The organism is Streptomyces sp. NPDC002870 (assembly GCF_042888505.1).
Taxonomy (GTDB): domain Bacteria; phylum Actinomycetota; class Actinomycetes; order Streptomycetales; family Streptomycetaceae; genus Streptomyces.
Genome location: NZ_JBIAPW010000008.1, coordinates 15,537 through 28,351, shown reverse-complemented (window position 1 = coordinate 28,351; position 12,815 = coordinate 15,537). Strand labels below are relative to the sequence as shown.

The window sequence follows — 12,815 nt, the reverse complement described above, 5'->3', positions numbered from 1 at the left end:
CCTAGTGGGCCACCGCGGCCGCGCCGTGCTCGTCGACGAGCGCGCCGGTGGTGAATCGGTCGAGCGAGAAGGGGGCGTTGAGGTGGTGGGGGGTGTCGTGGGCAATCGTGTGGGCGTAGACCCAGCCGACGCCCGGGGTGGCTTTGAACCCGCCGGTCCCCCAGCCGCAGTTGAGGTAGAGGTTGTCGACAGGGCTGAGCCCGACGATCGGCGAGGCGTCGGGGCTGACGTCGACGATGCCGCCCCAGGTACGCAGCACATGGGCACGGGCGAAGACCGGAAACAGCTCCAGGGCGGCCGACATCTGGTGCTCGATGATGTGGAAGGCGCCGCGCTGTGTATAGGCGTTGTACGCGTCGATGCCCGCGCCCATCACCAGCTCGCCCTTGTGGGCCTGGCTGACGTACACATGCACCGCGTTGGACATCACGACCGTGGGGTGCACCGGCTCAAGGAGCTCGGAGACCAGCGCCTGCAGCGGGTGGCTCTGCAGCGGCAGCTCGAACCCCGCCATGGCGGCCAGCACCGAGGTGTGACCTGCCGAGCAGAGCGCCACCTTGCCGGCGGCGATGGGGCCGAGCGTGGTCTGCACGCCGACGACCCGACCGCCCTGGATGTCGATGCCGGTGACTTCGCAGTTCTGGATGATGTCGATGCCCGCGGCGTCGGCGGAACGCGCCAGCCCCCAGGCGACGTGATCGTGCTTGGCGATGCCGGCCCGCGGCTGGTAGGTGCCGCCCATCACCGGATACCGCACGTCGGGCGAGATGTTGACGATGGGACAGACCTCTTCGACCTGCCTGGGGTCCAGCCATTCGGCGTCGACGCCGTTGAGCCGGTTGGCCTCGACACGGCGCACGCTGTCGCGGACGTCCTGCAGGCTGTGGGCGAGGTTCAGCACACCGCGCTGGGAGAAGAGGATCGGGTAGTCGAGTTCGTCCGCCAGCCCCTCCCACAGCTTGAGGGAATGCTCGTAGATACCGGCGCTCTCGTCCCACAGATAGTTGGAACGGATGATCGTGGTGTTGCGGGCCATGTTGCCGCCCGCGAGCCAGCCCTTCTCCAGCACGGCCACATTGGTGATGCCGTGGTTCTTCGCCAGGTAGTGGGCGGTCGCGAGACCGTGTCCGCCGCCGCCCACGATCACCACGTCGTACGACCGCTTCGGCTCGGGCGTGCGCCACAGCCAGTCGGGGTGCTCGGGGAGGTCGGCGCCCGGGGTGCGGGGGCTCATCGTGCGTCTCCTGAAAGGTGCGGGTACAGCGGGTGCTTGGCTGCCAGCGCCTGCGTACGGGCGCGGAGCGCGGCGACGTCCGGCGCGGGCTGGAGAGCGAGCGCGATCACATCGGCCACTTCGCGAAAATCCTCGTCGGTGAAGCCGCGCGTGGCCAGAGCGGGGGTGCCGATGCGCAGCCCTGAAGTGACCATGGGCGGCCGGGGGTCGAAGGGGACGGCGTTGCGGTTGACCGTGATGCCGATGTCGTGGAGCTGGTCTTCCGCCTGCTTCCCGTCCAGTTCCGACTCCCTGAGGTCGACCAGGACCAGATGGACATCGGTGCCGCCGGTCAGGACGCTCACTCCGGCCGCGGCCGCGTCCGGTCGCGTCAGGCGTTCAGCGAGGATGCGGGACCCGGCGAGCGTGCGGGCCTGCCGCTCGGCGAACTCCGGCAACGCGGCCAGTCGGAACGACACCGCCTTCGCGGCGATGACATGCTCCAGCGGGCCGCCCTGCATTCCGGGGAACACCGCCGAGTTGATCTTCTTGGCCATGTCGGCGTCATTGGTGAGGATGACGCCACCGCGCGGGCCGCCGAGCGTCTTGTGGGTGGTCGTGGTGGTGACATGGGCGTGCGGTACGGGATTGGGGTGCAGCCGGGCGGCCACGAGGCCCGCGAAGTGGGCCATGTCGACCATCAGATACGCGCCCACCTCGTCGGCGATCCGCCGGAAGGCCGCGAAGTCCAGCCGGCGGGAATACGCCGACCAGCCCGCGATGATCATCTTGGGGTGGTGCTCCTTGGCGAGCTGCTCCACCTCGTCCATGTCGACCAGGTTGTCGGTCTCGTCCACGTGATAGGGCACGACATTGAGCATCTTGCCGCTGTAGTTGATGCGCATGCCGTGGGTGAGGTGCCCGCCGTGCGCGAGGTCGAGGCCGAGGATGGTGTCACCGGGCTTGAGCAGGGCAAAGAAGACAGCGGTGTTCGCCTGGGCACCCGAGTGCGGCTGCACATTGGCGAATCCGGCGCCGAAGAGGGACTTGACCCGCTCGATGGCCAGCCGCTCGGTCACGTCGACGTGTTCACAGCCGCCGTAGTAGCGACGGCCCGGGTACCCCTCGGCGTACTTGTTGGTCAGGACCGAACCCTGGGCCTCCATGACCGCCGCGGGGGCGAAGTTCTCCGAGGCGATCATTTCGAGGGTGGACTGCTGGCGGTCCAGCTCCGCCAGGACGGCGGCGTGGACCTCCGGGTCCAGCTCGGCGAGCGGCGCGTTCAGCGTGTTCATGCGGCGTTCCTCTCGGCGGCCTCAACGACGTTGGCGAGCAGCATCGCCCGCGTCATGGGTCCTACGCCGCCGGGCATGGGCGCGACCCATCCGGCGACCCTGGCGGCATCGGGGTGCACGTCTCCGATCAGCCCTTCGTCGGTGCGGGTGATTCCGACGTCGAGGACGACCGCACCGGGCCGGAGCATCTCGGGGGTGATCAGTCCGGGTGATCCGGCGGCCGCGATGACGATGTCCGCCTCGCGTACGTGCCAGGCCAGACCCTTGGTCCCGGTGTGGCACAGGGTCACTGTGGCGTTCTCGGACCTGCGGGTGAGCAACAGCCCCATAGGCCGCCCGACGGTGATGCCCCGCCCGATGACGCACACCCGCGCTCCGGCGAGGGGGACGTCGTGGCGGCGCAGCAGTTCCACGATGCCGCGCGGGGTGCAGGGCAGCGGGGCCTCGACGCCGAGCGCGAGGCGGCCGAGGCTGACGGGGTGCAGGCCGTCGGCGTCCTTGGCCGGGTCCATGCGCTCGAGTACCGCATTGGCGTCGAGGCCCCGCGGCAGCGGCAGTTGGACGATGTAGCCGGTGCAGGCGGGGTCGGCATTGAGCTCGTCGATGACGGCCTCCACCTGCTCCTGCGTCGCGTCTGCGGGCAGTTCGCGCCGGATGGAGGCGATTGCGGCCTGTTCGCAGTCGCGGTGCTTCCCCGCGACGTAGGCGCGGCTGCCGGGATCGTCGCCGACCAGTACGGTGCCGAGGCCCGGCGTGATGCCCCGCGCGGCCAGCTTGGCGACGCGCTCTGCGAGTTCGGTGCGGATCGCGGCGGCGGTGCGGCGTCCGTCGAGGACCTTTGCGCTCACGGTGCTCCTCTTCATACGGGGCTCAGCCGCGCAGGCGGGACATGGAGGGGTCGAACAGCGGCTCGTCGGCGACGACCGCTTCGACTCGCTGGTCGAAGTAGCCGATGTGCACCGTGCGGCCGGTCGTGGCGAGTTCGGCGGGCAGCCACGCGTAGGCGATGCCCTTGCCGATCGTGTAGCCGTACGCGGCGCTGGTGACGTAGCCGACGGGGCGGTCGCCGTCGTACACCGGCTCCTTGCCCATGACCACGGCATGCGGGTCGTCGATGGTCAGACAGGTGAGGCGGCGCCGCACATCCGCCTGGCGCCGCTCCAGCGCGGCCTTCCCGATGAAGTCGCCCTTGTCGAGCTTGACGGCGAAGCCGACGCCCGCCTCGTATGGGTCGTGTTCATAGGTCATGTCGGTGCCGAAGGAGCGGTAACCCTTCTCCAGGCGGAGGCTGTTGAAGGCGCCGCGGCCGGCGGCGATGCCGCCGAGGGGCTGGGCTGCCTGCCACAGGGTGTCCCACAGTTTCTGGCCCATGTCGGCGGTGGTGTACAGCTCCCAGCCGCGCTCGCCGACGTACGACAGGCGCATCGCGGTGACGGGGACGGAGCCGATGTGGGCGCGCTTGGCGCGGAAGTACTTCAGTCCGTCGTTGGAGAAGTCCGAGTCGGCGAGCGGCTGGAGGACCTCGCGGGCCAGCGGGCCCCACAGGCCGATGCAGCAGGTGCCGGCGGTGATGTCGCGCACCTGGACCGACCCGTCCGCCGGCAGATGCCGGCCGAACCAGTCGAGGTCCAGGTTGCCGTTGGCGCCGACCTGGAAGTGGTCGCGGCCCAGACGAGCGACGGTGATGTCGCTGCGGATACCGCCGTCTTCGTCGAGGAGAAGGGTGTACGTCACCGAGCCCACCGACTTGTCGACGTTGCCGGTGGACAGCCGCTGGAGGAAGGCGGCGGCCCCGCGACCGGTGACGTCCAGGCGCTTGAGCGCGGTCATGTCGTACATCGCGACGGCCTCGCGGGTGGTCTGCGCCTCTGCGCCGACGATGGGCGACCAGTAGCGCGCCGCCCAGTCGTTCGGGGTGGGAATGGAACGGCCCTCGACGAGCCGGGCGTTGGCCTCGTACCACTGGGGCCGCTCCCAGCCGGTGGCCTCCAGGAAGACGCCGCCGAGTGCCTGCTGGCGGGCGTAGAAGGGGCTGGTGCGCAGGGGCCGTGGCGCGCCGGCCGGCTGGAGGGGGTGCAGGATGTCGTAGACCTCGACGAAGTTCTGGCAGTCGCGGGCCAGGACGTACTGGGGGGAGAGCTGATGCGGCTCGAAGCGGTTGACGTCGCACTCGTGCAGATCGAAGGACGAGCAGTGGCCGTCCACGAGCCATTCGGCCACCGCGCGGGCGACGCCGGCGGAGTGCGTGACCCACACGGCCTCTGCGACCCAGAAGCCCTTGACGTCAGGTGATTCGCCCAGCAGCGGCAGGCCGTCGGTGGTGAAGGAGAAGAGGCCGTTGATGCCCTCTTCGATCTTGGCGTCGCGGGTGGCCGGCAGCAGTGCCTGAGTCTCGGCCCAGGCGTCGGCGAAGTCGTCCTCTGTGAACTTCAGGACCGAGGGCATCTGCTCGGCCTCGTCCACCGAGGCGATGTCCTCAGGGTCGACGGGCATGGGCCGGTGGCCGTAGTAGCCGATGCCGATGCGGTCGAAGCGGTCGCGGTAGTACAGGTCCGCGTCCTGGTGGCGCAGGATCGGCCGGACGGCCTCCTCGGCCTGGCCTTCCAGCGCGGGGACGGGGCCGGTCCAGGCGAGCTGGTGGGCGAGCGGGGTGAGCGGGAGGTTCATGCCGACCATGCGGGCGATCTTCGGGCCCCAGATGCCGGCACAGCACACGACGATGTCGGCGGGGATCTCTCCCTGGTCGGTGACGACTGCACTGACCTCGCCTTCGCTGTGCACGACGTCGAGGACTTCGTGGCGGGCGAGGAAGCGTACGCCGCGCTCGGTGGCCCGCCGGATCTGGGCTTCGACGGCGAGCACCGCCTTGGCCAGGCCGTCGGTGGGGACCAGGAGGCCGCCGAGGACGCGCTCGCGGTCCACCAGCGGGTGCAGTTCGATGCACTCCTCGGGGCTCAGCAGCCGGGACTCGATGCCCCAGGCGGTGACCCAGCCGTGGCGGCGGTGCAGCTCGGTGAGGCGTTCGGGGGTGGTGGCCACCTCGAGCCCGCCGACCTGCAGAAAGCACGGCTGTCCGTCGACGTCGAGGCTGCAGAGCTTCTCGACGGTGTAGCGGGCGAGCTCGGTCATGGTCTTCGAGGAGTTCGTCTGGAAGACCAGCCCCGGCGCATGGGACGACGACCCGCCGGTGGCGGGGAGGGGCCCCTGGTCGACGACCGTGATGTCGGTCCAGCCCGCGAAGGACAGTTCGTCGGCGAGCGCCGCTCCCACGACGCCCGCTCCGATGATGACCACTCGGGGTCCCGCCATCGCCGCACCTCCGCCTTTAGGCAGTTCAGTTGCTGTCAGCGCAACATGCTTCAGGTTGCGCAACTCACGATGCCGGTCGCCGAGGAGGGTGTCAAGGGGCCTTCGCGGCCGTAACCGGGGCAGAAAAAGAGCCGTGCCCGGCGGGCTGTCACGGCAGCCCGCCGGGCACGGCTGTGCTTCCCGGCCCTTCTTGTCGATCAGCTTTGGATCAGCCTTTGGCCGACTCGTGGATCAGCTCTGCTTGAGCCAGGCGTCGACCTTGGCGCGGTTGGCATCCACCCACTTCTTGGCCGCCGCCTCCGGCGTCATCTTGTCCTCGGCGATGTACTTCGCCACCAGGTTCTGGTCCTCATTGGTCCAGGTGAAGTTCTTCACGAGGTCATAGGCGGGGCTGCCCGAGTCGGCGAACTTCTTGCTGACGATCTTGTCCAGCTTGTATTCGGGGTAGTCGCAGGCGACCTTCTCCGCGTCGGCGTCGCAGCCGTCCTTGTACGCCGGCAGATTCACCTTCACCAGGTCGACCTCCGACAGGAACCACTGCGGCGCGTAGAAGTACCCGATCACCCAGGTCTTCTTGGCCTCGGCCTGCCGGAACGCCTGGATGAGCGCCGCCTCGCTGCCGCCGTAGACGACCTTGTAGTCCAGTTTCAGATTCTTCACCAGCGCGGCGTCGTTGGTGACGAACGACGGGTCGCCGTCGAGGAACTGGCCCTTGGCGCCCGACTCCGACGTCTTGAAGTTGGCGGCGTATTTATTGAGGTTCTTCCAGTCGGTGATGTCCGGGTGCTTCTCGGCGAGCCACGGCGGCACGAACCAGCCGATGACGCCCTTGTTGCCGGTCTCACCGGCCATCACGGCGGTCTTCTGGTCGGTGATGTACTTCTTCTTCAGGTCGTCGTGGCCCCAGTTCTCGACGACGGCGTCCACCTCGCCGGTCCCGAAGCCCTGCCAGGCGACCTCTTCCTTGAGGTCCTTCTTGGTCACCTGACACTTCAGGTCGTTCTCGGCGACGTACGCGATGACCGCCGCGTTGGCCTCGTAACCGACCCAGGGGTTGATCGCCAGGTTGAACGTGCCGCACTTGCCGGCGGCGCCCCCCGCCTTGTCCGGTCCCGCCTCGCCGACCTTGGCGCCACCACAGGCGGTGAGCGCGGCCAGACTCAGCGCCGCCAGCCCGGCCACCGCGGCCCGCCGTCTCGCGGGCCGTGACTGGGTAGTGAAGTTCCCGATCATGTACTGCCTCCTGTGCTTCTTCCTGTGGCCGCTGAGTTGTGGCCGGCCTAGCGGGCGCCGGGCGCTCTCGTTGTGCGCCGTGCCGCTGCCTGGGTTATCCGGTCGAACATGACCCCGAGCAGAACGATGGCAAGGCCCGCTGCCAGGCCCTTGCCGTACAACTGGCCCTGGGAGAAACCGGCTACGACGTCGTAGCCCAGGGCGCCCGCACCGACGAGACCGCCCACGACCACCATGGACAGGACGTAGATCAGGCCCTGGTTGGTCGCGAGTGTCAGGGCGCTGCGTGACATGGGGAGCTGCACCTTGGTGATGATCTGCCAGGTGCTGGAGCCGGCTGCCGTGGCGGCCTCCACCGTGACCTGGGGCACCGCTCGCACACCGTCCGCGATGATCTTGATCGTCACGGGGGCCGCGAAGACGACCGCGGCGATGATCGCCGTAAAACGAGTGGCGCCGAACAGCGCCAGGAAGGGCACCAGATACACGAACGAGGGCATGGTCTGGCCCGCGTCGAGGCTGGGTCTGATCAGCCGGTCGACCAGCGCACTGCGGCCCATCCAGACGCCGACCACGACGCCGAGCGACATCACGATCAGAGTCGCCACCGCAGTGGAGGCCAGCGTCGTCATGCCGTCCGACCACACCCCTGTAGCGACGAGCAGGGCCACACAGACCGCCGCCGTGACACCCGCGCGCCACCCGCCGAGCACCGCGCCGACGGCGACGAGGACCACGCCGACCAGCCACCAGGGGGACTCGGTGAGCAGCGTCTCGAAGGGGTTGAGCAGCGCTGTGGTGATCAGGTCCCTGGTTCCGTTGGTCAGTCCGCCGAAGGTGTCCTGCGTCCACAGCGTGACCGAGTCCGCCGTGCGCGCGATCGCGCCGCCGACCCCGGCGTCGCCGGGGAACTGCGCCGCCCACAGATAGGTGTGGGACAGCCACACGCACACCGCGGCCACCGCGCCGCCGGCCATCAGCAGGGGACGGCGCCACTTCGTGAAGCGGCCGGCGCCGCGCTTCCTCGCGGACTCCACGCTGTCACCCGCCGCGGTCGTCACCCGGTCCAGCACGATGGCCATGACGACTATCGCGAGGCCGGCGTTGAAAGCGACGCCGACGTCGAGGGTCTGCAGCGCCTTGACGACCGTCTTGCCCAGGCCGGGCGCGTCGATCAGGGCGGCGATGGTGACCATGGACAGCGCAGCCATGATGGTCTGGTTCACGCCCATCACGACGGTCCGCTTGGACATGGGCAGCAGCACCTTGGTGAGCGTCTGCCGCCGGGTGGATCCCAGCGACTCGGCGGCCTCGACCGTGGTGGCGGGCACCGATCGGATGGCGTGCGCGGTGATGCGGATGGCGGGAGGCGCCGCGTAGATGAGCGTGGCGATCGTGGCGGATGCCGGGCCGATGAGGAAGAACAGGGTGAGCGGGGCCAGGTAGACGAAGGTCGGCATCGTCTGCATGAAGTCCAGGAACGGCGTGATGGCGCGGTTCACCCGGTCGGAGAGCCCGGCCCAGATGCCTAGCGGGATCCCGATGAGCAGGGAGACGAAGACCGCCGACAGGGTCAGGGCCAGCGTGTCCATGCTCTCCTGCCAGAGTCCCTGCAGCCCGAGGAAGACGAACCCGGCCACGGCCAGGGCCGCGACGCGTATGTTGCCGAAGGCCCAGGAGACGTAGCCGGCGAGGGCGACGACGCCCAGCCAGCCGATGACGGGGAACGGACGCCCGCCCTGCGGCTGGGAGATCAGCGACTGGATGAAGGTGACGAGATTGTCGATGACCAGCCGGATCTCGTTGAAGAAGTAGAGGAAGAGCGGGTTGCTGTTGCGGCTTGCCCCGATGCTGTCGTTGACCGAGTTGAACCAGCGGTGCAGGTCCGTCAGGTCGGCCGCCGCGAGCGTCAGGGTCTGCTGCCCGCGCAGGGCTGCGAACAGCACCAGCCAGGCGATCAGGATCGCGGCCACCACGACGCGGCGGCTGACTCGGCGAGCGGCCTGGAGCGGGGCGGCGGTCCCGGCGGCGACAGCCATCACGCGCCGCCTTCCTGTCCGGCGACGACCGCGAGGATCTCCTCGTCGCCGACGATGCCCAGCAGCCGCCCGTTCTCGACGACCTTGACCGGCCTGTCGGCGGCGAGCACCGCCCGCGTCGCCTCGCGCACCACGACGTCCGGGCCCAGCTCCGGGCCGTCGAGGGCGTCGCCTGGTGTGGGGTCGCGCATGATCCAGCGCAGGGTCAGCACTTCGGCGCGGGAGACGTCCTTGACGAACTCGCGGACATAGTCGTCGGCGGGGGCGCCGACCAGTTCGTCACCCGTGCCGCACTGGACCATCTTGCCGTCGCGCATGATGAGGATGCGGTCGCCGAGCTTGAGCGCCTCTGACAGGTCGTGGGTGATGAACACCATGGTCTTGCCGACCTCGTGGTGCAGGCGGATGACCTCGTTCTGCATGTCGCGGCGGATCAGCGGATCGAGCGCCGAGAACGGCTCGTCGAAGAAGAGGACGTCCGGATCGCCGGCGAGCGCACGGGCCAGACCGACACGCTGCTGCATGCCGCCGGAGAGCTGGTCGGGGTAGGAGTTCTCGTATCCGGCCAGGCCGACCAGTTCGACTACCTCCATGGCCCGCTTGGCGCGCTCGGCCTTGCCCATGCCGCGGATCTCCAGGCCGTACGAGACGTTGTCGACGACCCTGCGGTGCGGCAGCAGCCCGAAGTGCTGGAAGACCATGGAGAACTTGCGGCGCCGCAGCTCACGCAGCCGCCTGGCGTCGGCGCCGCGGATGTCCTCGCCCTCGAAGTTGACTTCGCCCGCGGTGGGTTCGATCAGCCGGGTGAGACACCGCACCAGCGTGGACTTGCCGGAGCCGGACAGGCCCATGACGACGAAGACCTCGCCGGGCGACACGTCGAAGTTCACATCCCGTACGGCGGCGGTGCATCCGGTGCGGTCCATGAGCTCGCGGCGCGTGAGCCCGCACAGCTCCTCGGAATCCGGCACCTGGCCGGCCTTGGGCCCGAACACCTTCCACAGCCCGCGCACGGAGACGACCGGGGCTCTGTCCTGGTCCTGGGTCGTGCCGCGCCGCTGCGGCAGTTCAGTCTGCGTTGGGGTCACGGTCGACCTCTCTCTTCGGCGTTAGCCGCGGAACCAGTGCTGCGGCCGGGGTTGGATGTTCTGCCAGATGTGCTTGGGCTCGCGGTATTCCTCCAGGCCCGTCGGCCCCAGTTCCCGGCCCACGCCCGAGTGCCCGAAGCCACCCCATTCCGCCTGCGGTACATAGGGGTGGTAGTCGTTGATCCACACGGTGCCGTGGCGCAGCCGCCCGGCGACCCGCCGGGCCTTGCCGGCGTCCTGCGTCCATACGGCTCCGGCGAGTCCGTACTCGGTGTCATTGGCGATGCGTACGGCGTCGTCCTCGCCGCTGAAGCGCTCGACGGTCAGCACGGGGCCGAAGGACTCCTCATGCACCACCCGCATGTCCTGGCGGCACTCGTCGAGCACGGTCGGCGGGTAGTAGTAGCCGTGTCCGAGCGCGGGGTCCTCGGGGCGGGCGCCGCCGCAGCGCAGTACGGCGCCCTCGGCGATGCCCGCCGCGACATAGGCCTCGACCTTCTCCCGGTGCTGTGCGGAGACCAGCGGTCCCGTATCGGCCTCGGCGTCGAAGGGGCCGCCCAGACGGATTCGCCCGGCACGGCGCACGACCTCGTCGACGAAGGCGTCGTGGAGGGAGTCTTCGACGATCAGACGGGCGCCGGCCGAGCAGACCTGCCCGGAATGCAGGAAGACCGCCGTGAGAGCGAAGTCCACCGCGGTCTCGAAATCGGCGTCGGCGAAGACGACATTGGGGTTCTTGCCGCCCAGTTCGAGGGCGACCTTCTTCACGGTCGCGGCGGCCGTGGCCATGATCCTCCGGCCGGTGTCCAGGCCCCCGGTGAAGGAGATCATGTCGACGGCGGGGTCTTCGGAGAGCGGTGCACCCACCTCAGGACCCGCGCCGAGCACGAGGTTGGCAACGCCGGCCGGCAGACCGGCCTCCTCAAGTGCCCGCATCAGCAGGATCGTTGTGGAGGGAGTGAGCTCGCTCGGCTTCACAATGATCGCGTTGCCGGCCAGAAGAGCGGGGGCGACCTTCCACGACGCCTGGAGCAGCGGGTAGTTCCACGGGGTGATCAGCCCGCACACGCCGACCGGCTCGTACGTGACATGGCTGACGGCGTCGTCGCGCCCGGTGTCCACCACTCGGCCGGCGCTGGTGCCCGCGATCCCGCCGTAGTAGCGGAAGCAGGAGACCACATCGGCGATGTCGTACTCGCTCTCCACCAGCCGCTTGCCGGTGTCCAGCGATTCGGCGCGGGCGAACTCCTTGGCGTCGCGCTCGATCAGATCGGCGGTGCGCAGCAGCAGCGCGCCGCGCTCCCGCTCGGGGGTGCGCGGCCAGGGGCCTTCGTCGAAAGCCCGGCGGGCCGCGGCGATCGCGGCCTCACTGTCGGCCCGCGTCCCTTCGGACACGACCGCCGCAAGCGTGCCGTCTGCGGGGCAGAGGATCTCCCGGCGGCCTCCGGCCACCGAATCGCGCCATTCTCCGTCCACATACAGGTCTGCCACGAGCGGAGCCCTTCGACCGAAGTTCGTTGCGCATCATGCACCGCATTGCTTGTGGTGGAACACCCTGGCTGAACGTGTGACCCGCGTCAAGAGGGCGAGACGGGCGGATTCCCACCCCGACGGCCAGTTGCCCCGTTCCCCTTGACCACGGCCCACGAGGGACTGACCATGTTGCGTATCACTCACCGTGTTGTGCAATACGCACCATCGGAGGCCGCGAATGTCCCCTCGACCGCAACCCGGCCGCGAATACGTCCTCACCGTTTCGTGCCCGGACCAGCCCGGACTGGTGCACGCCGTGAGCGGCTACCTGGTCAGGAACTCCGGCAACATCCTGGAGAGCCAGCAATTCGACGACCGGCTTCAGGACCGCTTCTTCATGAGGGTCCACTTCGATGTGTCCGACCCCGACACCGACGTGAAACTTCTGCGTGACCGATTCGGTCCCGTCGCCGAGGCCTACCGGATCTCATGGACCCTGCGGGACGCCTCGACCCCGACCCGCACGCTCATCATGGTGTCGAAATTCGGCCACTGCCTGAACGACCTGCTCTTCCGCCGGCGCACCGGCGCGCTCAACATCGAAATCCCGGCCATCGTCTCCAACCACGAGGAGTTCAAGGAGCTGGCCGCGACCTACGGCATCCCCTTCCACCACATCCCGGTGACCAGAGACACCAAGGCCGACGCCGAGGCCCGTCTGCTGGAGCTGGTGCGTGAGCTGGACATCGACCTGGTGGTGCTCGCCCGCTATATGCAGATCCTCTCCGACGACCTGTGCAAGCAGCTCGAGGGCCGGGCCATCAACATCCACCATTCGTTCCTCCCCAGTTTCAAGGGCGCACGCCCGTACGGGCAGGCGTATGACCGCGGCGTGAAGCTCGTCGGCGCAACGGCGCACTATGTGACGCCGGACCTGGACGAGGGGCAGATCATCGAGCAGGACGTGGTTCGCGTGGATCACTCACTCGACCCGGACGAACTGGTCACGGTAGGGCGGGACGTCGAGGCGCAGGTGCTGGCGCATGCGGTGAAGTGGCACAGCGAGAGCCGCGTCATGGTCCACGGGAACCGTACGGTGGTCTTCCGCTGAACCGGGGCTCCGCGCCGGACCCGGGACGCCCTCTGGGGGTCCCCCCACGCCCGC

At 69.0% G+C, this 12,815-nt stretch carries 9 protein-coding genes; 1 reads left to right on the top strand and 8 read right to left on the bottom strand.

Features of this window, described 5'->3' with window-relative positions; all coding sequences use genetic code 11:
- Position 1 precedes the first annotated feature (1 nt).
- The 8 genes from ACFYWY_RS12430 to ACFYWY_RS12395 all read right to left on the bottom strand — a co-directional run bounded on the left by ACFYWY_RS12430 (position 2) and on the right by ACFYWY_RS12395 (position 11,668).
- A complete protein-coding gene (locus ACFYWY_RS12430) occupies positions 2-1,234 on the bottom strand; it encodes a sarcosine oxidase subunit beta family protein (RefSeq protein ID WP_389183880.1) in 1,233 nt (410 codons plus the stop codon).
- The gene (gene glyA, locus ACFYWY_RS12425; RefSeq protein WP_389183877.1) at positions 1,231-2,508 is read right to left on the bottom strand and encodes a serine hydroxymethyltransferase; all 1,278 of its coding nucleotides are present in this window, start codon (positions 2,506-2,508) and stop codon (positions 1,231-1,233) included. The genes ACFYWY_RS12430 and glyA overlap by 4 nt, the downstream gene beginning before the upstream one ends.
- Positions 2,505-3,356: a bifunctional methylenetetrahydrofolate dehydrogenase/methenyltetrahydrofolate cyclohydrolase gene (locus ACFYWY_RS12420; protein WP_389183874.1), complete on the bottom strand. Its 852-nt coding sequence runs from the start codon at positions 3,354-3,356 to the stop codon at positions 2,505-2,507. Before ACFYWY_RS12420 ends, glyA begins: the two co-directional genes overlap by 4 nt.
- Positions 3,357-3,378: 22 nt before the next feature.
- Positions 3,379-5,817: an FAD-dependent oxidoreductase gene (locus tag ACFYWY_RS12415; RefSeq protein ID WP_389183871.1), complete on the bottom strand. Its 2,439-nt coding sequence runs from the start codon at positions 5,815-5,817 to the stop codon at positions 3,379-3,381.
- A gap of 231 nt (positions 5,818-6,048) precedes the next feature.
- Positions 6,049-7,050: an ABC transporter substrate-binding protein gene (locus tag ACFYWY_RS12410; RefSeq protein ID WP_389183868.1), complete on the bottom strand. Its 1,002-nt coding sequence runs from the start codon at positions 7,048-7,050 to the stop codon at positions 6,049-6,051.
- Between the two features lie 47 nt (positions 7,051-7,097).
- Complete coding sequence (locus tag ACFYWY_RS12405; protein ID WP_389183865.1) at positions 7,098-9,089, bottom strand: ABC transporter permease; 1,992 nt, start codon at positions 9,087-9,089, stop codon at positions 7,098-7,100.
- Positions 9,089-10,177: a glycine betaine/L-proline ABC transporter ATP-binding protein gene (locus tag ACFYWY_RS12400; protein ID WP_389183862.1), complete on the bottom strand. Its 1,089-nt coding sequence runs from the start codon at positions 10,175-10,177 to the stop codon at positions 9,089-9,091. Before ACFYWY_RS12400 ends, ACFYWY_RS12405 begins: the two co-directional genes overlap by 1 nt.
- 21 nt (positions 10,178-10,198) lie before the next feature.
- Positions 10,199-11,668 (bottom strand): aldehyde dehydrogenase family protein, encoded by a 1,470-nt coding sequence (locus ACFYWY_RS12395; RefSeq protein ID WP_389183859.1) that lies wholly within the window; start codon positions 11,666-11,668, stop codon positions 10,199-10,201.
- 220 nt (positions 11,669-11,888) lie between these two features.
- Between ACFYWY_RS12395 and purU the strand changes: the two genes are divergently transcribed.
- Entirely contained in the window at positions 11,889-12,761 is an 873-nt protein-coding gene (gene purU / locus ACFYWY_RS12390; RefSeq protein ID WP_389183856.1) for a formyltetrahydrofolate deformylase, read from the top strand.
- The last annotated feature ends 54 nt before the right edge of the window (positions 12,762-12,815 follow it).